The 22,273-nt window shown below is 72.0% G+C and carries 19 protein-coding genes and 1 tRNA gene; 10 read left to right on the forward strand and 10 right to left on the reverse strand.

The window, feature by feature from the left end; genetic code table 11:
* Positions 1 to 38 precede the first annotated feature (38 nt).
* Entirely contained in the window at positions 39 to 2,477 is a 2,439-nt protein-coding gene (locus V6U77_RS01710; protein ID WP_334604299.1) for a penicillin-binding protein, read from the forward strand.
* An 80-nt stretch (positions 2,478 to 2,557) separates the two neighbouring features.
* Here V6U77_RS01710 and V6U77_RS01715 read toward each other — a convergent pair whose 3' ends face one another.
* Positions 2,558 to 3,013 (reverse strand): GatB/YqeY domain-containing protein, encoded by a 456-nt coding sequence (locus tag V6U77_RS01715; protein WP_334604300.1) that lies wholly within the window; start codon positions 3,011 to 3,013, stop codon positions 2,558 to 2,560.
* Between the two features lie 25 nt (positions 3,014 to 3,038).
* Between V6U77_RS01715 and V6U77_RS01720 the strand changes: the two genes are divergently transcribed.
* The gene (locus V6U77_RS01720; protein WP_334604301.1) at positions 3,039 to 3,932 is read left to right on the forward strand and encodes a metallophosphoesterase; all 894 of its coding nucleotides are present in this window, start codon (positions 3,039 to 3,041) and stop codon (positions 3,930 to 3,932) included.
* A 262-nt stretch (positions 3,933 to 4,194) separates the two neighbouring features.
* A tRNA-Pro gene (locus tag V6U77_RS01725) sits at positions 4,195 to 4,271 on the forward strand.
* Between the two features lie 304 nt (positions 4,272 to 4,575).
* Here the strand turns inward: V6U77_RS01725 and V6U77_RS01730 are convergent.
* Positions 4,576 to 5,796 carry a cytochrome P450 gene (locus V6U77_RS01730; protein WP_334604302.1) on the reverse strand — a complete coding sequence of 407 codons (1,221 nt, stop codon included), beginning with the start codon at positions 5,794 to 5,796 and terminating at the stop codon, positions 4,576 to 4,578.
* Positions 5,797 to 6,033: 237 nt separating this feature from the next.
* On the opposite strand from V6U77_RS01730, the gene V6U77_RS29990 reads away from it, so the two are divergent.
* Entirely contained in the window at positions 6,034 to 6,150 is a 117-nt protein-coding gene (locus V6U77_RS29990) for a DUF5988 family protein (RefSeq protein ID WP_442934353.1), read from the forward strand.
* Between the two features lie 291 nt (positions 6,151 to 6,441).
* Here V6U77_RS29990 and V6U77_RS01735 read toward each other — a convergent pair whose 3' ends face one another.
* The gene (locus V6U77_RS01735) at positions 6,442 to 6,828 is read right to left on the reverse strand and encodes a VOC family protein (RefSeq protein ID WP_334604304.1); all 387 of its coding nucleotides are present in this window, start codon (positions 6,826 to 6,828) and stop codon (positions 6,442 to 6,444) included.
* 390 nt (positions 6,829 to 7,218) lie between these two features.
* Between V6U77_RS01735 and V6U77_RS01740 the strand changes: the two genes are divergently transcribed.
* On the forward strand, positions 7,219 to 7,563 hold the full coding sequence (locus V6U77_RS01740; protein WP_334604307.1) for a LysR family transcriptional regulator: 345 nt from the start codon (positions 7,219 to 7,221) through the stop codon (positions 7,561 to 7,563).
* Positions 7,564 to 7,618: 55 nt separating this feature from the next.
* On the opposite strand, the gene V6U77_RS01745 is transcribed toward V6U77_RS01740, so the two are convergent.
* A complete protein-coding gene (locus tag V6U77_RS01745) occupies positions 7,619 to 8,887 on the reverse strand; it encodes a cytochrome P450 (protein WP_334604310.1) in 1,269 nt (422 codons plus the stop codon).
* 321 nt (positions 8,888 to 9,208) lie between these two features.
* Positions 9,209 to 9,682, reverse strand: a complete 474-nt coding sequence (locus tag V6U77_RS01750) for a hypothetical protein (protein WP_334604311.1) — start codon at positions 9,680 to 9,682, stop codon at positions 9,209 to 9,211.
* 131 nt (positions 9,683 to 9,813) lie between these two features.
* Here V6U77_RS01750 and V6U77_RS01755 point away from each other — a divergent pair, with 131 nt between their 5' ends.
* Entirely contained in the window at positions 9,814 to 11,097 is a 1,284-nt protein-coding gene (locus V6U77_RS01755; RefSeq protein WP_334604312.1) for an MFS transporter, read from the forward strand.
* Between the two features lie 113 nt (positions 11,098 to 11,210).
* On the opposite strand, the gene V6U77_RS01760 is transcribed toward V6U77_RS01755, so the two are convergent.
* From V6U77_RS01760 to V6U77_RS01770, 3 genes are all read right to left on the reverse strand, one after another.
* Entirely contained in the window at positions 11,211 to 12,725 is a 1,515-nt protein-coding gene (locus tag V6U77_RS01760) for a serine hydrolase (protein ID WP_334604313.1), read from the reverse strand.
* Positions 12,726 to 13,033: 308 nt separating this feature from the next.
* Entirely contained in the window at positions 13,034 to 13,648 is a 615-nt protein-coding gene (locus V6U77_RS01765) for a histone deacetylase (RefSeq protein ID WP_334604314.1), read from the reverse strand.
* Positions 13,649 to 13,670: 22 nt separating this feature from the next.
* Positions 13,671 to 14,453 (reverse strand): metallophosphoesterase, encoded by a 783-nt coding sequence (locus V6U77_RS01770; RefSeq protein ID WP_334604315.1) that lies wholly within the window; start codon positions 14,451 to 14,453, stop codon positions 13,671 to 13,673.
* Positions 14,454 to 14,669: 216 nt separating this feature from the next.
* On the opposite strand from V6U77_RS01770, the gene V6U77_RS01775 reads away from it, so the two are divergent.
* Positions 14,670 to 16,091, forward strand: a complete 1,422-nt coding sequence (locus V6U77_RS01775; protein WP_334604316.1) for a GGDEF domain-containing protein — start codon at positions 14,670 to 14,672, stop codon at positions 16,089 to 16,091.
* A gap of 150 nt (positions 16,092 to 16,241) precedes the next feature.
* Here the strand turns inward: V6U77_RS01775 and V6U77_RS01780 are convergent, their stop codons facing one another.
* On the reverse strand, positions 16,242 to 17,303 hold the full coding sequence (locus V6U77_RS01780) for an aspartate-semialdehyde dehydrogenase (RefSeq protein WP_334604317.1): 1,062 nt from the start codon (positions 17,301 to 17,303) through the stop codon (positions 16,242 to 16,244).
* Between the two features lie 5 nt (positions 17,304 to 17,308).
* On the reverse strand, positions 17,309 to 18,574 hold the full coding sequence (locus V6U77_RS01785; RefSeq protein WP_334604318.1) for an aspartate kinase: 1,266 nt from the start codon (positions 18,572 to 18,574) through the stop codon (positions 17,309 to 17,311).
* 225 nt (positions 18,575 to 18,799) lie between these two features.
* Here V6U77_RS01785 and V6U77_RS01790 point away from each other — a divergent pair, with 225 nt between their 5' ends.
* From V6U77_RS01790 to leuA, 3 genes are all read left to right on the forward strand, one after another.
* On the forward strand, positions 18,800 to 19,642 hold the full coding sequence (locus V6U77_RS01790) for a hypothetical protein (protein WP_334604319.1): 843 nt from the start codon (positions 18,800 to 18,802) through the stop codon (positions 19,640 to 19,642).
* An 85-nt stretch (positions 19,643 to 19,727) separates the two neighbouring features.
* A complete protein-coding gene (locus tag V6U77_RS01795) occupies positions 19,728 to 20,279 on the forward strand; it encodes a nitroreductase family protein (protein WP_334604320.1) in 552 nt (183 codons plus the stop codon).
* A gap of 237 nt (positions 20,280 to 20,516) precedes the next feature.
* On the forward strand, positions 20,517 to 22,262 hold the full coding sequence (gene leuA, locus V6U77_RS01800; RefSeq protein ID WP_334604321.1) for a 2-isopropylmalate synthase: 1,746 nt from the start codon (positions 20,517 to 20,519) through the stop codon (positions 22,260 to 22,262).
* Positions 22,263 to 22,273 lie beyond the last annotated feature (11 nt).

A 22,273-nucleotide genomic window follows, 5' to 3' on the forward strand; every position in this document is an offset into this window, starting at 1 on the left:
CTCGTTCCCTACTCGCGTACCCTGTCGAGGTGACCTGGATGCGGAAACGTGACCACAATGTGCTGACCAACGCCGCATCGCTACTCATCTGTGGCCTGTTGGCCGGCGTGGTGGTCGCGGCGGCGGCCTTCCCCGCGGTGGCGATGTCCGGACTGGCCGCGAAGGCCGGCGCCGAGACCTTCGGCGCTCTACCCAAGGAGCTGACGGTGGCGCGCGCGCCGCAGATCAGCCACCTGCTCGCCGCCGACGGCAAGACCCCGCTGGCGACCATGTACGACGAGAACCGCAAGGACGTCAAGCTCAAGGACGTCGCGCCCATCATGCAGAAGGCGATCATCGCCGCCGAGGACCACGACTTCTACAAGCACAACGGCGTGGACCTCAACGGCATCGCCCGGGCCTTCGTCAACAACCAGTCCAACGCGTCCAGCCAGCAGGGCGCCTCGACGCTGACCATGCAGTACGTCCGGCTCGCCATCGCCTACTCGGCGAGCCACCCGGCGGACGTGGTCGCGGCCACCGAGGACACCAGCGCCCGCAAGCTGCGCGAGATGCGCTACGCGATCCAGATCGACAAGGAGCTCTCGAAGGACGAGATCCTGGAGCGCTACCTCAACATCGCCGCGTTCGGCAACGGCGCGTACGGCATCTACGCCGCCAGCCAGGTCTACTTCAACAAGCCGCCGAGCAAGTTGAAGATCGAGGAAGCAGCCATGCTCGCCGGCATGGTGAAGGCGCCGAGCACCAACGACCCGACCACCAAGAGCGGCTACAAGGCGGCGAGCGACCGGCGCGACTACGTGATCGAGAACATGGTCGAGACCGGTGCCATCACCCGCCAGGAGGCGGACGCGGCCAAGGCCACCAAGCTCGTGGTGACCGGCAAGCGGGCCCCCAACGGCTGCGTCTCGACCAACGAGAAGGGCTGGGGCTTCTTCTGCGACTACTTCTACCGCTGGTGGATGCAGCAGGAGACGTTCGGCTCGACCTCGTACGACCGGGAGCGGCGGCTGAAGAGCGGCGGCTACACCGTCGTCACCACGCTCGACCCGCAGGCCCAGCGGGGCGCCGACAAGGCCGTCCGCAAGGCCAAGTCGGAGAAGAGCAAGGAAGCCGCCATGGTGGCGGTGGTCGAGCCCGGCACCGGCCGGGTGCGGGCGCTGGCCGTGAACCGCAACTTCAAGCTCGACGACCCGAAGAAGCCGGCCAACAGGGAGCACAGCGACCCCAAGCAGCGCAAGAGGGGCAAGCGCGGCAACTACCCGAACACCGTCAACCCGCTGCTCACCGGCGGTGACGGCCTCACGGGCTACCAGGCCGGTTCGACCTTCAAGATCTTCACCATCGTGGCGGCGTTGGAGAAGGGCATCCCGCTCGGCTACACGATCAACGCTCCGCAGGCCTTCAAGTCGGAGTACATCGTCGAGGCGGGCAGCCCGGCCGCCTGCCCGGGCACCAACAAGTACTGCCCGACCAACTCCGGCAAGAGGGCCGGCGGCGTGCAGAACATGTGGAGCGCCTTCGCCCAGTCGATCAACACGTACTTCGTGCCACTGCAGCAGCAGGTCGGCGCGGAGAACGTGGTCGACGTGGCCAAGCGGCTCGGCATCCAGTTCCGGGTCAGCAACGAGAGCAAGTGGGCCAACGACAAGGCGGCCGCGCACGACTGGGGCGCGTTCACCCTGGGCGTCTCGAACACCACCCCGCTGGAGCTGGCCAACGCCTACGCCACCCTCGCGGCGGACGGCAAGTACTGCGAGCCGATCCCGGTCCAGGAGATCAAGGACCCGGAGGGCAAGAAGCTCGACATCGCCAACCCGAGCTGCGAGAAGCGGGTCAGCACCGAGGTGGCCCGCGCCGCCGTCGACGCCGCCCGCTGCCCGGTCGGTGACAACTCCTCCACCAGCAAGTGCGGCGGCAGCCGTACGGCCGCCGAGGTCAAGCAGGCCGTCGACGCGCCGGTGGCCGGCAAGTCCGGCACCACCGACTCGGAGAAGAGCGCGGCCCTGGTCGCGATGACCAAGCAGTACGCGGTGGCCGGCATCATGGCCGACCCGGACTGGCCGCAGACCAACGTCAAGATGAAGCACAAGCAGAAGGACGGCATCAACCCGCCGGTCTACGAGACGCTGAAGGCCGCCATGAAGGGCAAGAAGCGGGTCAACTTCGAGGCCCCGGGCCAGAAGATCCGGGAGGGCGACCAGCGTCGGATCCCGGACGTGAAGTGCCTGGACCCGGAGCAGGCGAAGTCCCGGATCAAGGCGGAGGGCTTCGACGCGGTCATCTCCGACATCAAGGTCCCGTCGAGCTGCCCGGCCGGCAAGGCCGCCGGCACCAGCCCCGACGGCCGCACCATCGAGGGCGGCGTGGTGACCATCCAGATCAGCGCCGGCGGCGCCGCCACCCCGGGCACGCCGCCCGGCAACGGCGGACCGCCGACCAACCCGGGCCGTCCGCCGGGTCGCCCCGGCGGCTGAGCCGGCCGCACGAACGCCACGGGCGGGCACCCTTCGCGGGGTGCCCGCCCGTTTCGCGTACGCGGGCCGGTGCGGCGGGGTCAGAGGCCGAGCTGTCGGCGTACCTCGGCGGCGACCCGACCGCCCTCGGCCCGGCCGGCCACCGCCGCCTGGGCCGCCTTCATGGCCGGGCCCATCTGGGCCTTGCCGGTGAAGCCGCCCGCGGCGAGCGCCCCCGCGACCAACTCGGTCAGCTCGGCGTCGGGGAGCTGCTTCGGCAGGTAGCGCTCCAGCACCTCGCCCTCGGCGACCTCCTTCGCGGCCTGCTCGGTGCGGCCGGCGTCGCCGAAGGCGCTGGCGGCCTCCCGGCGCTTCTTCGCCTCCCTGGCCAGCACCGCGAGCACCTCGTCGTCGGTGAGCTCGCGCTTGGCCTTGCCGGCGACCTCGGCGGTGCCGACGGCGGCGAGCGCCATCCGCAGCGTGGAGGTGGTCAGCTCGTCGCGCGCCTTCAGGGCGGCGCGCATGTCGGCGGTCAGACGGTCCTTCAGCGTGCTCATGGTCGGTGAAACTACCCTGAACGCCATGCGAAAGCGCACACTATTCCGGCTCGCGACCGGGACCGCCGCCCTCGGCGCGGCGACCCTGGCGTACGCGTCACTCGTCGAGCGCAACATGTTCACCCTGCGGCGGTACGACGTGCCGGTGCTGCCGGCCGACGCGGAGCCCCTGCGGATCCTGCACCTGTCGGACCTGCACATGATGCCCGACCAGGGGCGCAAGCAGCGCTGGGTGGCGTCGCTGGCCGCCCTCGACCCCGACCTGGTGGTGGTCACCGGGGACAACATGGCGCACCCCGGCGCCGTACCCGGCGTGCTGCGCGCCCTCCAGCCGCTGCTCGACTTCCCGGGGGCCTCCGTCTTCGGCTCCAACGACTACACCGGGCCGGTCTGGAAGAACCCGTTCACCTACTTCCTGCCCGACCGGGAGTACGCCGAGGGCGTCGAGCTGCCGCACGAGGAGTTGCGCGACGTCTTCGTCGACGCCGGCTGGGCGGACCTGAACAACGCCCGCACCACCGTCAAGGCGGGCGGCCGGGTCGTCGAGTTGCTCGGGGTGGACGACCCGCACGTCGAACGGGACGACTACGACTCGGTGGCCGGGGCGGTGTCGCCGAGCGCCGACCTGTCGATCGCACTCACCCACTCCCCCGAACCGGCCGTCCTCGACCGGATGGCCGCCGACGGCTTCGGGCTGCTGCTCGCGGGGCACACCCACGGCGGCCAGGTCTGCGTACCGGGGGTCGGCGCGCTGGTCACCAACTGCGGCCTGCCCCGCTCCATGGCACGCGGCCTGCACCGCTGGCCCGGCTCCGACTCCTGGCTGCACGTCTCCGCCGGGCTCGGCACGCACCCCACCGCGCCGGTCCGGTTCGCCTGTCCGCCCGAGGCGAGCGTCCTCACCCTGATCCCCCGCTGACCCGTACGCCTGCGGTCCGCCGGGCCACTGCCCGGGCCCGGCGGACCGGCGGTCATCCGAGCGGGGTGACTCGGGGCACACGCGGCGCTGATCCGTCCGGGCCCGAGGTGCGTGCGCCCTGTCGAGCTGAACCGTCCACGACATCAGGTGCAGCGTGCACCCGGTGCCGGGCGCTTCCCGCGTGGTCGGGAGAGCCGGCACGGCGGTGGGGGTACCGACTTGGACCCCCGACCGGGGTGGGCTACTATTTGTCGGCACGCCTCGGGGTGTGGCGCAGCTTGGTAGCGCGCTTCGTTCGGGACGAAGAGGTCGTCGGTTCGAATCCGGCCACCCCGACCAGGTGAGAGGGCACATCCAATCGATGGATGTGCCCTCTAGTGCTTCCTGGGTGACTAACTGAGTGACTACCGCTCCGGGGTGTCCAGTCCGCGGCCGTCAGACCTGCGCGGGCGGCAACCCTGCGAAACGCGCGCCGGACGTTGTCGGCGTCCAGGGGGCAACCGACCGCGCTGGCGAACACGAGGTTGCTCGGCAGCCAGTCCTTTCCAGCCTTATCGCGGTCTCGCCGTTGCAGTTCGCGGTGCTTGCCGAGCGCGACCACACACCGCAGTGGCAACGCGAGCGGCCGCTCCGTCTCACCGGTTCACCAGGTGACCGGCAATTCGTAGACGCCGAAAAAGGCGCTCTCGTGTTTGTACGACAACTCCTCGAGCGGCACGGTGCAGCGCAGGTCGGGGAACCGCCGGAACAGGGTCTCGAAGACGATCTCCAGCTCCGCATTGGCGATGTTCTGGCCGATGCACTGGTGGATGCCGTAGCCGTACGCGATGTGCCCGCGCGTCGAGCGATGAATGTCGAAGGTGTCCGGGTCCTCGAAGAAGTCCTTGTCGTGGTTGGCCGAGGCGGTGAGGAGATACAGACCCTCACCGGCCGCGATCCGTTGTCCCGCGATCTCGACGTCCTCCTTGGCGATCCGGGGCAGAACCAGATCGCCGACGCTGAGGTAGCGGAGCAACTCCTCGACAGCCTTGGGCCACAGGGCCGGGTCGGCTTTCAGTTCGGCGAGCGTACCGGGGTGTTCCAGCAGGACCAGCGTGCCGAGGGCGATCATGCTGGCGGTCGACTCGTGCGATGCGTTCAGCACGCTCTGGGCCGCGCCGGCGAGCTCGGAATCCGCCAGCTCGAGTTCGGCCGGTGCGTGCGCGAGTTTGGTGAGGATGTCGTCGCCCGGGTTACGGCGTTTCTCGTCCAACAGGGCGAGCATGCGGGTGCGCATCTCCATCACGGCGGTCCGGAGTTCGTTCATCGTGACGCCGCGCTCGAGCAGGACATTCGCGCGGGTCTGGAAGAAGTGGTGCTCGGACTCCGGCACGCCGAGAAGTTCGCAGGTGAGCACCGACGGCACCCGTAGCGCCACCAGGTTCACGAGGTCGGCGGGCTGGCCACTGTCCCGCATGACGTCCAGCGCATCGTCCACCATCTGCTGGATCCGCGGGCGCAGGGTGCGGATCTTGCGCATCGTGAAGTCGGGCATCAGCAGTTTGCGGTACACGTCGTGCTCGGGCGGGTCCATTCGGACGAACGACGAACGCCGTCCTTGCGGGTCCACCATGGAACCGCCGGCCAGGGGAATGCCCGGGATGGTGCTGTCGCTGCTGATCCGGGCGTCGGTGAGCGCGGCCTGGACGTCGGCGTACCGCGAGACCAGCCAGACGATGCTGCCGTCGCGAAGCATGGCCCGGGACACCGGTTCCGTCGAGCGCAGCGTCTCGTACTCCGGGGGCGGGTTGAAGGGGCACCCGGAGCGGCGCATCGGGAACGACGGCGGACTGTCGGCCTTGCCGGCCGGCACGGTGGAGCCCAACCTTGCCATGCTGACTCCTGTTCGCGGTGACCGCGGTGCGGGGTTATCTCGTCTGTTGCCGCGCTGACGAACATACGATGCGCCGTGAAACAAGCCGGTAATCACCGGGTAAGCAACGTGGATCGGCGAATGCGGCCGCCACCGGCTTTCCCGATAGGGGCCCGTGAGAGGTGGGGCCCGTTCCCTCGATTGATTACCGTCGAATGACAAGGCGTCGGGATCCTGTTTCCGGACGTCATTCGCCAGAACTGTCCGGCGGACCTTCCGCCCGAACGTCGCCTGCTCAAAGCCGTGGCTGCCGGCGAGAGGGTGAAGATCGAGCACTACGGCGGCTACGAGCATTTCGAACGCTAGACGGGCGCCGATTCCGCGGACGACGGCCCGATCGCCTTCCGCTGGACGATGCGTACCCGGATGGCATGAGCCCAGGTCAGTGACACGGGTGGCGGTGGCTACGACGTATCCCTCCGGAAGCGGGTGCGTAGGCCAAGCCGTCCTGTCTGCGTGACCAACTGAGTGACAACCTGCCCACACACCAGCGGACCCCGGCGAACGATGACGGACTATCTACCGAGGGGCCTTGATTCGTTTCCGACCGTTCTTCGAGGCGTCCGGAGGCAGGCCGGCGCGGTGCGCGGCCCTCGATCAGGGGCAGCGGTCCGCGAGGACGCAGAACTCGTTCCCCTCCGGGTCGACGAGCACGACCCAGCTCTCCTCGCCCTGGCCGACGTCGGCGTGCCGGGCGCCCAGGTCGAGCAGGCGGCGGACCTCCTCGTCCTGCCCCGTGTCGGTCGGGTTGACGTCGAGGTGGAGCCTGTTCTTGACGGTCTTGCCCTCGGGCACGCGCGCGAACGTCAACGTCGGTGGCACCGGGCCGAGGCGGTTCCTGCCTTCCGGCACCACCGGGGAGCCGATCGTGACGAGTCCGTCCTCTTCGTCCTGCACCTCGTAGCCGAGGACCGCGCACCAGAACCGGGCGAGCCCGTCGGGGTCGGCGCAGTCGATCGCAAGCTCGGTGAACTTACTGGTCATGTCGGGACCTCCCAGCCGGGTAGCGGGTCCGCCGCAGCCACCCACCGGTCGCAGTTTTCCACGGCGAGGTGAGCCGCGTTTCCCGGATGCGGGCGGGGAGCGCCGGCAGTTCCCGGCACATGGGGAACTCGTTGCCCCGGCGTTGACCCCGTCGCGATAGGACGAGGAGGTGCCCGTGTCACCGCACCAGTTGTCGGACACCAGCAATCCCACCACCTCGCAGCCAAGGTGGCGCTCAGCGCGCGCCTGGCCGCCCGCGTTGGACCACCGACCACAGCCGGCGACGGCACGCCCACCAGGGCCCGGGCCGACGACCGCTCGAAGAAGCGAAAGCGGAGGCGAGGAACGATGCCGCCATGCGTGTGCGCCACCTCGACGGCCGATCTGGGCATGACGCGGATACGGTCGTTCGTGTGCCTCGCCGACGAGCTGCACTTCGGCCGGGCCGCCAAGCTCCTGCACATCACCCAGCCGGCCCTGAGCCAGCAGATCGCCCGGTTGGAGAAGGACGTCGACACCATGCTGCTGCACCGGGACAACCGGGTCGTCTCGCTCACCTCGGCCGGGCGGGTCTTCCTGAGGGGCGCCCGGGCTGCGCTGCGGCTGATGGACGAGACGACACTCGCCGCGCGGCACAGCGCCTCGCGTGAGCGCAGCCGTCGACTGTGCACCGCGTGCCCGCCCTGGCCGGACGAGCCGTACGACCTGCTGCCGCCGCTGACGGCCCGCCCGTGACGCCGGCGCGTCCGGCGCCACGGGCGGGTCGGCTCATCCCTCGGCGGGGCGTACGTCAGGAGGCGCTCGGCTCCGGCAGGGTGTCCAGTTCCACGGGCACCGCCAGCGGCACCCGGATGAAGTACGCCCGCCGGTACGGGACCGCGTGCCGCAGCGAGTGCGGGGACGTCTCCCCCTCCGACGGGGAGACCGCCAGGCGCAGGCGGGGCAGGCGGGTCAGCACCGCGCGGACCGCGATCTCGATCTCCAGACGGGCCAGTTCGTTGCCGGGGCAGATGTGCGGCCCCAACCCGAACGCCAGGTGGCTGCGGCTGCCGAGCCGCTCCTCGGCAACCTCGTCGGGGTTCGGGTAGCGGTTCGGGTCCCGGTTCGCCGCGCCGATGGACAGCAGGACCGCGTCCCCCTTGGCGATGTCCTGCCCGGCCAGCTCGAAGTCCTCGGTCGCGAACCGGCGCACGCCGGTGTGCACGGTGCCGTACAGGCGTAGGAACTCCTCCAGCACGCCGGGGAGCCGGTCGGGGTCCTCGAAGACGTCGGCGAAGCGCTCCCGGTCGGCGAGCAGGCCGAGCAGCGTCCCGGCGATCATGCCCACCGAGGTGTCGTACCCGCCGACCAGCATCACCGTGGTCAGGCTCAGGATCTCCTGCGCGTCGTACGGGTTGCCGTCCTGATCGCGGGCCGCCACCCAGTACGACAGCATGTCGTCGCCCGGGTTGTCGGTCTTGGCCTGGACCAGCTCGCCGAGGAAGCCGATCATCGCCGCGCCCGACTCCTTCTGCACCTTCGCGTCGAGGGCGAGCATGCCGTCGCCCCAGCGCTGGAAGTCCGCCCGCCGCTCGACCGGCACCCCGAGCATCTCCGCGATGACGATGAGCGGCAGGGGCAGGGCCAGGTCGGTCATCAGGTCGGCCCGGCCCGTCTCGGCGAGCTTCTTGGCGACGTCGTCGATCAGCTCTTCGGCGAGCGCGACGATCCGGGGCTCCAGCCGCTTGATGGTGCGCGGCGCGAAGGCCTGGTTGAGGGCCCGACGCAGCCGGGTGTGCTCCGGCGGGTCCTCCGTGACGACCGACTTGGCGAGGAGTTGCGTGGGGCCCGCCGCGCGCTGGTAGTCCGGCCCGGCGTTCTCCAGCCGCCGGGAGAGCCGGGGGTCACGCAGGCCCTGGCGTACGGCCTCGTGCTCGGTGACGAACCACGCCGGGATGCCCTGCGGGGTGACCACCTTGCGCACCGGGCACCCGCTGGCGTGCAGCTCGCGGTACTTGGCGTGCGGGTCGTCGAAGAAGGTGTCGAACACCGGGTCGGGTGTGGTCTGTTCGGTCGTCATGAGAGGGGTCCCTTCACTCGCGTGTCCAGCGGTCGTGCCGGCGTGGAACGGCCCTCGTCGAACCCGGGTCACTCCAAAGTGGACGGACGTGGCGCGGCGTGCGACCGCTTCTCGACGATCACCACGAATCTCCCGGAGGAGCGAGCCACCGACCCGCACCGCGCCGGAGCACCGGCGGTGCCGACTTCCCGCTGCCGGGGCTTACGCGGAGAAGCCTAGGGAACACCCTGCGTGTTCGTCTAATCACGAATTCTTATCGCCCCGGCCGGCGGGCGGGCCCGCCGGCAGCGCCCGGCCCGCCGGCACGAGGGCGCGACCAGCTCAGTCCTGCCGCTCGGTGCGCGCGATCTCGGCGAACGCGGCGGTCAGGTAGCCGTCGAGGGGTCGCCCGGTGGCGGCGAGCAGGTCGGCGACGAGCAGCGGCGCGTGCCGCGCCACGGCGGGCGGGTCGGGCGGCGACTCGTCGCCGTCGGGGTTGTAGACGCCGAGGGCGCCCGCCAGCAGGACGAGCACCACGTGCGGGTCGACGTCGTGCCGCCACTGCGCGGCGTCGCGGACGCAGCCTTCGAGCACCTGACGGACGTCGTCGCCGTCCAGGCCGTCGGGGTGGGTCTCCTCCAGCAGCAGCCGGACCACCGCGCCGAGCACCAGGCCGGACCGGTCGGCCGTGGCGAGCCGGGCCACCGCGACGTCGTACGCCTCGGAGGCGCGCTCGCGCGCGGCGGCGACCGCGTCGGCGGTGGCGGTGGCGATCTCGCGGGCCGGTGCGGGCAGGTGTCGCCAGGTGGTGGTCATCGCGACCAGGATCGCAGAGGGGTACGACGCCCGCGGGCGCGCTCCCGACGTGATCCCGGGCACACGGCGGGCGCGGAATTCGGGGTCGAAAGGTCTCGCGCCGCGTCACACCCAGACCACAGAATCGGGGGATGCTCAGTCGCGCCCTGCCCCGCCGTCCCGAAGCCCGGCGGATGCTCGTCGGCACGCTGTTGTCGGCGATCGGGCGCGGCCTCACCCTGCCGTTCCTGTTCATCTACCTGACCGACGTCCGCGGCCTCACCGACACCCGGGCCGGGCTGGTGATCGGCTGGTACGGCGTGGTGACCCTGGCGCTGTCGCCGGTCGGCGGCACGCTGATCGACCGGTTCGGCGCGCGCCGGATCCTGCTGACGGGCCTGATGATCGAGGCGGTCGGCACCGGGTCGCTCGCCCTGGTCGACTCGAGCGCCTCGGCGTTCGGGGTGATGACGCTCGTCGCGATGGGCAGCTCCGTCATCTGGCCCGGGCAGAACACGATCCTCGCCTCGCTCACCGACGCCGACGAGCGGCAGCGGGTCTTCGGGCTGAACTTCGCCCTGCTCAACCTCGGCATCGGCCTCGGCGGCCTGACCTCCGGGGCGATCGTGGACACCACCCGCGCGGTGACCTTCCAGGCGATCTACGTGCTCGACGCGATCAGCTACCTGATGCCCGCGCTGATCCTGCTCACCCTGCCGCACGTGGGCCGCCGGCTCTCCGCCGCGGCCGCCGGGGACCGGACGTCGGCCGGCGGCTACCTCACCGTGCTGCGCGACCGCCCGTTCCGACGGCTCGTCATCTTCGGCCTGGTCCTGACCACCTGCGGCTACGCGCAGATCGAGGTCGGCTTCACCGCGTACGCCGTGCGGGTGGTCGAGGTGACGCCGCGCGTGGTCGCCTGGGCGCTGGCCGGCAACACGGTGATGATCGTGTTGTCGCAACTGCTGGTCCTGCGGCGGATGGAGGGACGCAGCCGGACGGGCGCGCTGGCCGCCGTGGGCGGGGTCTTCGCGATCGCCTGGCTGGTGCTGGGGGCCGGAGGCGTGATCGGCCCGGGCAACGCGCTGGTCGCCGCGCTCTGCGTCGTGGCCTGCTCGGCGATCTTCGGCTTCGGCGAGACGCTGCTGTCGCCGGTGATGCCGGCGCTGACGAACGCGCTCGCCACCGACGAGCTGCGCGGCCGCTACAACGCGATGAGCTCGATGATCTTCGGGGTCAGCGGCGTGATCGGCCCGGTCACCGCAGGCCCGCTGATCGGCGCGGCCAACGGGCGGATCTGGGTCGTCGCGGTCGTCAGCGGCTGCCTGGTGGCGTCGTTGATCGCACTCTCCCTGCGCCGTCTGCTCACGGTCGCCCAGGACGGCCGCGCGGCGACCGCCCTGCCCGCCACCGAACCAGCCCCCGCCAAGGGCTGACCGGTGGCCGGTGGGCGGCCCGCGACGGCGTGGGAGGCGTTGCACCGGCAGCACCGACACGGCAGTCGCCTGTCCCGGCACCGGCCCGACGGCGCAGGTGCCGGGCGGTCCGGTCAGCTGCCGGCAGAGCTCGTCGCCGCTTGCGGCACCAGCCCCAGGACCCGGTAGACCGTGTCACTGATCCGGTGCCAGAGCGCCCGGCCGGGCGCGAAGCCCGGCAACCCGTTGCCGTTGAAGGACACGACCAGTTCGTGCTCCGGGTCGGCGTACGTCATCGGCGACGCCCCGTGCCCCTGGTGGCCGAAGGTGCGGGCGCTGGTGTGCGATCCGAAGTACGCGTACTCGTCGCCGTGCCTGCGGGACTCCAGGGTCACGCCAAGGCCGAAGTCGATGAGAGGTGCCTCGTCGAAGAAGCTCGGTCGCTGTGGTCGGACCATCTGCTGGACGGTCGGCGCGTCGAGCAGTCGGTCGTGCGCGGCGCTCCACTTGCGGCCCACCGCGTGCCCGCAGAGCAGTTCGTAGAAGCGGCCCATGCTGCGGGCGCTGGCCCAGAGACCGTTACTGGGGTGCCGGGTCGTGTGGATCAGGCCGTGGGCCAGCAGCCACCGGGTGCGGCGGGCGGTCTCCGCCTCGTTGGGGCCGCTCCACTCGGCTTTCCGCTCCCGTTGGTAGCGGCTGACCCGGCCGCCGAGTTGGGCCAGCTGGTCTTCGGAGAAACCGTAGTGGTACGTCGTCCCGAGCGGGCCGGCGATCTCGTCGTCCACGAACCGGTCGAACTCCCGGCCGTCGAGCCGGCGGAGCACCTCTGACAGCACCAGCCAGGCGACGGTGGAGGAGAAGTACGACGGCTGGCGGCCGGGCACCTCGTCCGGGTCCAGCTGGGTCGTGATGGCTGCCTCGAGGGCCTGCTCGTAACCCACCTCGTAGGGATTGACGCCACCGGGAGCAGTGGGATACAGCTGCCCGGAGCAGTGGGTGAGCAGGTGGCGCAGGGTGATCGCCTCCTTGCCTCCGTTGGCGAAGGCGGGCAGGTACGTCGTGACCGGTTCGTCCGGGTCGAGCGCCCCCCGGCGCTGCAGCTCGCACAGGGACGCCGCCAGCAGCGGCTTGCCCGCGCTGAACCAGGGCAGCATGTCGTCCGGCTCCAGGGGCGTGCCGTCCTCACGATGCCCGGTGGCGCGGTCGTACAACACCTCGCCCGCCACCGAGACGTAGAGCTGGATGCCGCGGTGCCACTCCTTCCCGAGAGCCTCTGCGAGCAACCGGTCCAGCTCATCGGCGATCGACCGGTCGGCCGGCCGCTCCGCCGCGGGTTCGTCGGCACGGTGCTCGGCGCGCAGGGCCGCCAGGCGTCCGGCGAACTGGCGCGGGGTGGGTGCCGAGAACAGCGTGTCGAGCGGAATCGGGATGGCGATCTCGCGGCTGAGTCGCTGGAGGAACTGGATCGCCAGCAGCGACCGGCCGCCCGAGAGGAAGAAGTTGGCATCCGCCGAGAGTTCAGGCTGTCTGAGCAGTTCCCGCCAGCGGGCGAGCACGTCACCCAGCAGCGCCTCGCCGGGATCGGCCGTCCCCGGATGCCGTGCCACCAGCTCGCGGTTCCGTCGGTCGTCCGTCTGACTGTCCTGCATCCCGACCTCTCGAACTTTGAAGGCCGCGTCTGCGTCACGCGCACCACGCGGCGAACCTGCGCCGGTCGTGGAGCCCTCCGTCAGGCGACGACCTGGGCCGATCATCGGCGCCATGATAGCCGTCAGCCCGTGTGTCGTCGCCTCCCGACGTCCCTGCCCCGACGCAGCGGCAAACCGGCGGCCAACGGGGTGACGTGGCTGGTCGGTCGGCGTGTCGAGCCGGCCTCGACCACCCTGCCGGCGAGGTTCGCCTGAGCGTGTGCTCAGCTCCCGCCACTCGCGCGACGCGGGCCCGGCCCGACGTGCCGTCAGGCGACGAGCGCCGCGACGGCGGCCTCGTCCCAGGTGCCGGCGACGCCCGGCCGGGCCAGCAGGTAGCGGGCGATCCGGTCGGCGTCCCAGCCGTGCGACTCGCGCAGACCCCGGGCGATCATGCCGAGGTACGCCGGGGCCGGGGCGCGCCACCGCACCTCGTGCGCCGCCCACGGGGCGGTGAAGGTCAGCAGCGGCAGCCCGTCGAGCCGGCCGGGGCAGAGCAGGGTCTCGTACCGGCCGGGGCCGAGGCTGGCCCTCCCCGTGGCGACGGCCTCGGCGATCAGGCCGTCGTCGGCGCCGGGCTCCCGGTACATCTCCTGGGCGGCCACGTCGGCGAACTGACCGACGCCGAGCAGGTAGGCCCGGGCCGCCGCCTCGCCGGGCAGCGCCGGATCGTAGAACGCCATCCCGCCGGTCCAGGCCCGGGACTCGCCGGCGAAGTAGACGCCGCCGGGCAACGACACCGGCACCGTACGTCTCGGTGGTCGCCTGTCACGGCAACCCGGATAGGTCCGCCGCCCGCCGGGTGGACAGCCCCCGGCCAGGTAGAAGCCGAGCCGCTCGGCGTGCAGGTTCGACCCGTACGCGACGTACCAGACCTCGTCCACTGCCCGCCCGTCCTGCTGGCGGTCAGAAGCCGCAGGTCGTGCCGGCGGCGTGGCTGGCCTGCACCAGGTGCGTGACGCAGCCGCTCGCGGTGACCTGGTGCAGCAGGAATCCGGTGGGCTCGGTGATCCAGCCGAACTGCTCGCCGGCGCCGGTGGTGAGCGAACTCTGTCGCCAGGTGCTCGGCGCGGTGGTGAGCACGGTCCCGGCGAAGGCCACCGTGACCGGGCGGTGGACGTGCCCGGCGGCCACCCGGACGACGTGCGGGTGCCGGCGGATCACCTCGGCCAGCGCGTCGCCGTCGGTCAGCCGGATGTCGTCGAGGAACGGGATGCCGACCGGGGTCGGCGGATGGTGCAGGCAGACCACGGCCGGCACCTCGGGCCGGCCGGCCAGCACCCCGTCCAGCCAGCCGAGCTGGTCCTCGCCGAGGCAGCCGGCGCCGCCCCCGCCCGGCATCAGGGAATCCAGCACCACGACCGTCGCCTCCGGGTGGTCCACGTGGTAGTGGGCCGAGAAGCCACCACCGAGCCACAGCGTGCCGCCGAACGCGTCCAGCAGCGACTCCCGGTCGTCGTGGTTGCCGGCGACCAGGTGCACCGGCAGCGGGAAACGGCCGATGACCTCGCGCAGCGTCGCGTACTCGTCGGGGCGGCCGTGCTCGACCAGGTCGCCGGTGACGACCACGCAGTCGGGCCGGGGATTCAGCGCCAGCGCCCGGCCCAGGGCGCGATGCAGGCCGGCGGCCGGCTCGGCGGCGAGCACGCCGGTGGTCAGGTGCGGATCACTGAGCTGGGCGATGAGCATCGGTGCCTCCACTCGACCGGGACCCTCACGCTATCGCCGCGGGCCCCGGCGCGCGGCCCGCCCGGATCCACAGGCCCTGTCCACAGCCTGTGGATGGCACATGTGTACGAAGGACGTCGGCGATCTTGACTCCGGCGCCCCGGTGCCGCGCTGAGTACCCTTGGTCGCGGGCCCGCCCGCCGGTCGCAGCCCTCCCTACCTGGAACGACGTGCCGAGTGGATCACGAGCGAGTCATCCGTGACGTCACGGTCCGCCTCCCCATGGCGTCGACCGTCGTGGAGGCGTGCCGGTGGACGGTCACGGCGCTCGCCCGGCACGCGCCGGCCACCATCTCCGTCCTGCTGCACGTGCACGACCGGCTGCGCTGCGTCGCGGCCACCGGCTCCTGGCAGGTCTTCTCCACGGTGCCGCCGAAGACCGGGATCGTGGGCCGGGTGTACGCCTCCGGCGAGACCGCCGTCGTGCCCGACGTGGCCGACGACCCCGACTACATCCCGGTACGCCCCGACGTCACCGCAGAGGTGTGCGTGCCGGTGCTGGACCCGGCGGGCCGACCCATCGGGGTGCTGGACCTCCAGTGGTGCGGGCCGGTCGACCTCGGGCCGTGGCGCGCGACCGCCGAGCGGTTGGCGTCCCGGCTCGGCGCCCGGATCGTGGCGCTCGGCGGGCCGCCGGCGGAGAGCCGCAGCGAGAAGCTCCTGCGACACGCCGCCGCGCTGACCTCCGCGTCGACGGAGTGGGACCTGTTCGCCGCCGCGATCGCCGCGGCCCGGGACGTGTCGACGCTCTCCGCGGCGGTGCTGGTGCTCGCCGGCCCGGACGGGCCCCGGCTGGGCACGCCGCCGGCCACCCCCGGCGAACTGGAGGCGCGGATCCGGGCGGAGCTGACGGAGGCGGGGCCGGCGGCGCTGGACCGGCTGGTCGCCCGCGCCCACCACCACGGGGTGGGCTACACGCTCGGCGAGGCGGGACACCCGCCCATCCCCGACCACCGGCCGCTGACCCGGGCCGGGGTGCGCACCCTGGTCGCCGCGCCGGTGGGCCAGGCCGACGACGGCGGGGTGCTGCTGGTCGCCGACGAACGACTGCTGCGCCCGGACCCGACCACGGTCAACCTGCTGGAGCTGCTCGCCGGGCAGGCGTGGAGCTGCCTGGACCGCCTGCGCAGCCTGGCCCGGCTGCGCGAGCAGGCCAATTCGGACCCGTTGACCGGGCTGCGGCACACGGGCCCGTTCGGCCGGCGGATCGCGGTGGCCACCCCGGGGCGTACGGCCCTGCTGGCGATCGACGTGGACGGCTTCAAGTCCGTCAACGACACGTACGGCCACCAGGCCGGCGACCGGGTGCTCGTACGGCTGGCGCGGGCCCTGGAGGGGGCGCTGCGGCACGGCGACGAGCTCTACCGGGTCGGCGGCGACGAGTTCGTGGCGGTGATCGAGGTCAGCCGCCCCGACGAGGCGGTCCGGATCGCCGAGCGCCTGAACGAGGCGGCGAGGTCGATCGGCCGCACGATCAGCGTCGGGGTGGCCCTGCCCCGCCCGGGCGAGTCACCCGAGGCCACGCTGCGCCGCGCCGACCAGGCGCTCTACGCGGTGAAGCGCCACGGCCGCGACGGCGTCCGCCTGGCCCCCGCCTAACCCACCCCACTCGCCCACCCCGCCCCCATCCTGCGTCGATCATGCAGTTGTGGCGCCCCGCAAAAGCCCCGAAAGCGCACCCTCCGCCCACCACAACTCCATGATCGACGCCGGGGTGGGGGCGAGGGCGAGGGCGGGGTGGGGGCGGGTTCAGCGGGGGGTTAGTTCCTTGGCCAGGAGTTCGGCTATCTGGGCGGTGTTGAGGGCGGCGCCCTTGCGGAGGTTGTCGCCGGTGACGAAGAAGTCCAGGGCGCGGGGGTCGTCGACGGCGCGACGGATCCGGCCCACCCAGGAAGGGTCCGTGCCGACCGCGTCGATGGGCATCGGGAACTCGCCCGCCCCCGGGTCGTCGACCAGGATCACCCCGGGCGCGTTCCGCAGCACCTCGCGGGCGCCCTCGGCGTCGACCTCGGTGCCGAAGACGGCGTGCACCGCGACGGAGTGGCCGGTCACCACCGGCACCCGTACGCAGGTGGCGGAGACCTTCAGGTCGGGCAGCCCGAGGATCTTGCGCGACTCGTTGCGCAGCTTCATCTCCTCGGACGACCATCCCCCGTCGGCCAGGGAGCCGGCCCAGGGCACCACGTTGAGCGCCAGCGGCGCGGGGAACGGGCCCATGTCGTCGCCGACCGCCTGGCGTACGTCGCCGGGGCGGGAGCCGAGCACGCGGTCCCCCGCGACCTTGGCGAGCTGGGCGTGCAGGGCGTCCACGCCACTCTGGCCCGCGCCGGAGGCCGCCTGGTAGGAGGCGAGGACCAGTTCCCGCAGCCCGTACTCGCGGTGCAGCGGGGCGATCGCGATGATCATCGCCAGGGTGGTGCAGTTGGCGTTGGCGATGATCCCCCTCGGCCGGTTGCGCACCTGCTCGGGGTTGATCTCCGGCACCACCAGCGGGACGTCGCGGTCCATCCGGAAGGCGCCGGAGTTGTCGACCGCGACGGCCCCGTGGCCGACGGCGACCGGCGCCCAGCGGGCGGAGACCTCGTCCGGGACGTCGAACATCGCCACGTCGACGCCGTCGAACGCCTCCGGGGTGAGCGCCTGGACGGTCAGTTCCTCACCCCGGCAGCGCAGCCGCCGCCCCACCGAGCGCTCGGAGGCGAGCAGCCGGATCTCGCCCCAGACGTTCTTGCGGCCGCTGAGCAGCTCGCACATCACCGTGCCGACGGCACCGGTCGCCCCGACCACGGCCAGGGTGGGCAGTGGCGACACGGTGGCTACCGTCCCGTCCCCGCGTAGACGACGGCCTCTGTGTCGCCGCCGAGGTCGAACGCCTCGTGGATGGCGCGCACGGCGGCGTCCAGGTCGGTGTCGCGGCAGACCACGGAGACGCGGATCTCCGAGGTGGAGATCATCTCGATGTTCACCCCGGCCGCGCCGAGGGCGGCGAAGAAGCCGGCCGCGACGCCGGGGTGCGAGCGCATGCCGGCCCCGACGAGCGAGACCTTGCCGACGTGGTCGTCGTAGAGCAGGCCCTTGAACTTGACCGACTCCTGGATCTTGCTCAGGGCGGCCATCGCCGTGGGGCCGTCGGCCTTGGGTAGCGTGAAGGAGATGTCCGTGCGGCCCGTGCCCTCGGTGGACACGTTCTGCACGATCATGTCGAGGTTGATCTCGGCGCCGGCCACGGTGTCGAAGATCCGCGCGGCGGCGCCCGGCTCGTCGGGCACCCCCACGATCGTGATCTTGGCTTCGCTGCGGTCGTGGGCGACCCCGGTGATCAGTGCTTGCTCCACAGGAAGGTCCTCCATCGATCCGGTGACCATGGTGCCGGTGTTGGTCGAGTATGACGAACGGACGTGGATCGGCAAGCCCGCCCGGCGGGCGTACTCCACGCTGCGCAGGTGCAGGATCTTGGCGCCGCAGGCGGCCAGCTCCAGCATCTCCTCGTAGGTGATCTGGGTGATGTGCCGCGCGTTCGGGACGATCCGCGGGTCGGCGGAGTAGACGCCGTCGACGTCGGTGTAGATCTCGCACACGTCGGCGTGCAGCGCGGCGGCGAGCGCCACGGCGGTGGTGTCGGAACCGCCCCGGCCCAGCGTGGTGACGTCCTTGGTGTCCTGCGAGACGCCCTGGAAGCCGGCGACGATGACCACCGCGCCCTCGTCGAGCGCGCCCTTGAGCCGGCCCGGCGTGACGTCGATGATCCGCGCCCGGCCGTGCACCGACGTGGTGATCACGCCGGCCTGGGAGCCGGTGAACGAGCGGGCCTCGTACCCCAGGTTGTGGATGGCCATGGCGAGCAGCGCCATGGAGATCCGCTCCCCGGCGGTGAGCAGCATGTCCAGCTCCCGGCCCGGCGGCAGCGGGCTGACCTGGTTGGCCAGGTCGAGCAGCTCGTCGGTCGTGTCCCCCATGGCGGAGACCACCACGACGACGTCGTCGCCGGCCTTGCGGGCGGCGACGATGCGCTCGGCCACCCGCTTGATCCGCTCCGCGTTCGCGACGGAGGACCCGCCGTACTTCTGCACCACGAGTGCCACGACGGTGCACTCCCTCCCAGCGACGACCCTGAGCGTGCCGACGCCGCCGGTTTCTTCAGCCGGCGGCGTTCTTCAACGCACCCAGGGTATCGGTCGCCCGACCCGGCCGGGTCGGGTGATCCCACGATCCGGCGCGGCCGCCGGGGGCGGGGTGGTGCGCGACACGCCGGACCCCCGCGCGCGGCACGGCCCCCGCGCGCCGCTCCCTGGCCGCAGAATGGCCCCGTGCACGCCCATCTCCGTCCGGCCGGGCCTCCCGCGAAGCCCCTGCGCGCGCCGGCTCGTCCGGCCCGACGCCTCGCCGGGCCGCTCACGCTCGCGCTCGTCCTGCCCGCGCTCCTCGTCGCCTGCGCCGCCGACCAGCCGGCCACCCGGCCCACCCCCACCTCGGCACCGGTGCCGGCGGGCATGGACGCGGCACGCGACGAACTGGCCGCGCTGGCGGCCGCCGCGCAGGACCGGCACCTGGTCGCCAGCTACACGCTGCGCGCGGCGGGGTCCCCGGACCGGACGATCCTGGTGACCAGCGCGAACGACGGCAGCTGGCGGGTCGACGTGCCGGGCGGCGCGCTCGGCGGGAGCGCCGACGTCTCGTTCGCGGCCACCGCCGACGGGTTGTTCCAGTGCGCCCTGCCGTCCGTCACCCGACCCGAGCCGGCGGCCTGCGTGCGTCTCGGCGACCGGGACGCGGCCGTGCCCCGCCGGCTCGACCCCCGGGTGCAGCACCCGTTCACCGACTGGTTGGCCGTGCTGACCGACCGGCGGGCCCCGCTCGCCGTCTCACCCGCACAGCCGCCACCCGGCGCGTCCGGCGCCTGCTACTCCGTCGAGACCACCTCGGCGTCGATCAACGCGCCGCTCGACGTGGGGATCTACTGCTACGGCCCCGACGGCACGCCCACGGCGGTACGCACGGCGTTCGGCACGCTGATCCTCGCCGGTACGCCGGCGCCGGCCCCGGCCACCGTGCAACTGGCCGGGCCGGTGGTCGACGCCGAGCCGCTCGGCACGGCGACGCCGGAACCGGCCCCGGAACCGAGCACGGAGCCGACCACGGAAACGCTCTGACCGGCGGCGACGTTACGGGTGCCCTTCGCCACATTCGGACATCCCGCCCTTAGGGCTCTAATCGCCCTTACGGGACACTCGACCCATGTCCGACCTCACCCCGCTGCTCGCGTTCCGTTGGAGCCCCCGGTCCTTCGACCCGGTGGCGGAGCTGTCCCACCGGGACGCGTCCGCGCTGCTGGAGGCGGCCCGCTGGGCGCCCTCGGCCGGCAACGCCCAACCGTGGCGGTTCGCGCTCGGCCACCGGAACGACGAGACGTTCAAGCGGATCCTGGTCAACCTGCCCGGATCCGACCAGCGGTGGGCACAGCGCGCCGCCGCCCTGCTGCTCGGCGCGCACCGCACCGGATCCGCCGGGCACGCGTACGACCTGGGCCAGGCCGTCGCCCACCTCACCGTGCAGGCCACGGCGCTCGGCCTGCACGTACGCCAACTGCACGACCTCGACCACGCCGGCCTGACCGCCGACCTCGACCTGCCCGCGGACGTACGGGCACACGTGGTGGTGGCCGTCGGGCAGCTCGGCGACCCGCTCAGCCTCCCGGCCGACCTGCTCGGCTCGGAGACCGGGCTACGCCGCCGCCTCCCCCTGGCCGACCTGCTGCTGACCAGCCAGGCTGCGAAGTGCGTCTCATAGTTCGGACCCGTCTTCCCGCGCCCCGCCCCACCACGTACGGTTACCTGGTCATGTGGCAGGCGCACCTCCTCCTTGGTCGCCGCGACGAGGCCTGAAGGCCGGCACCTCGTCGCGGAGTCGGACCGCGCCGTCCAGCACATCCGAACTTCCCATCGGCAACCGCTCGGGCATCGTCGCCCGGCACCTGGCCGACACCTTCCGATTGCTGACGCCACATGTCCCAGGGAGCACTCCGTCATGGCTCAACCCGACGCCGAGACCGATCCGATCACCCGGCAGCGCCCCAGCCGGATGCCGTACCACCGCTACCAGCCCTACCAGCGGCAGTTCCGCATCGACCTGCCCGACCGCACCTGGCCGACCCGGCACGTCGAGGCCGCGCCCCGCTGGTGCGCGGTGGACCTGCGCGACGGCAACCAGGCGCTGATCGACCCGATGTCGCCGGAACGCAAGCGCCGGATGTTCCAGCTGCTGGTGCAGATGGGCTACAAGGAGATCGAGGTCGGCTTCCCCTCGGCCAGCCAGGCGGACTACGACTTCGTACGCCAGCTCATCGAGCAGGACCTCATCCCCGAGGACGTCACCATCCAGGTGATCACCCAGTGCCGGGAGCACCTGATCGACCGGACCCTGGAGTCGCTGCGCGGCGCACGGCGGGCGATCGTGCACTCCTACAACTCGACCTCCGCCCTGCAGCGGCGGGTGGTCTTCGGGCTGGACCGCGACGGCATCGCCGACATCGCCACCCAGGGCGCCCGGCTCTGCCGCAAGTACGCGGAGATCCACACCCCGGACACGGACATCTACTACGAGTACTCGCCCGAGTCCTACACCGGCACGGAGCTGGAGTACGCGCTGGAGGTCTGCGCGAAGGTCATCGAGGTGATCGACCCGACGCCGGACCGCAAGATGATCGTCAACCTGCCGGCCACGGTCGAGATGGCCATGCCGAACGTCTACGCCGACTCGATCGAGTGGATGCACCGGCACCTGCCCCGGCGCGACAGCCTGGTGCTGAGCCTGCACCCGCACAACGACCGGGGCACCGGCGTCGCCGCCGCGGAGCTGGGGCTGCTGGCCGGCGCGGACCGGGTCGAGGGCTGCCTGTTCGGCAACGGCGAGCGCACCGGCAACGTCGACCTGGTGACGCTGGGGCTGAACCTCTTCTCCCAGGGCGTCGACCCGATGATCGACTTCTCGAACATCGACGAGGTGCGGCGCGCCGTCGAGTACTGCAACCAGCTCCCCGTGCACGAGCGCCACCCGTACGCGGGCGACCTGGTCTACACCGCCTTCTCCGGCTCGCACCAGGACGCGATCAAGAAGGGCTTCGACGCGCTCGCCCGGGACGCCGCGGCGGCCGGGGTGCCGATCGACCAGCACACCTGGGGGGTGCCCTACCTGCCGGTCGACCCGAAGGACCTGGGCCGCACCTACGAGGCGGTCATCCGGGTCAACTCGCAGTCCGGCAAGGGCGGCGTCGCGTACATCATGAAGAGCGAGCACCAGCTCGACCTGCCGCGCCGGCTGCAGATCGAGTTCTCCGGCGTGGTCCAGCAGGTGACCGACCACGCCGGCGGCGAGGTCGACCCGGGCACCATGTGGGAGATCTTCGCCGGGCACTACCTGCTCGACCACCAGGTCGACCCGGCGCTCACCCTGGACGGCTACGCCATCGGCACCGCCGAGGGCAAGGTCGAGATCGAGGCCCGCGTCGGCGTGGCCGGGGAGTCGCGCTCGCTGACCGCCGTCGGCAACGGCCCCATCGACGCGTACGTCAACGCGCTGCAGTCGGTGGGCGTGGCGGTACGGGTGCTCGACTACCACGAGCACGCGCTCTCCTCCGGCGGGGACGCGCAGGCCGCCGCCTACGTCGAGTGCGAGGTCGACGGCCGTACGGTCTGGGGCGTCGGCACCGACGCCAACATCGTCACCGCCTCGGTGAAGGCCGTGACGAGCGCCGTCAACCGCGCCCGCGCCTGACGGGCCGGGAG

Origin of the sequence: Micromonospora sp. CPCC 205546, from assembly GCF_036902715.1 — a bacterium.
Taxonomy (GTDB): Bacteria; Actinomycetota; Actinomycetes; order Mycobacteriales; family Micromonosporaceae; genus Micromonospora.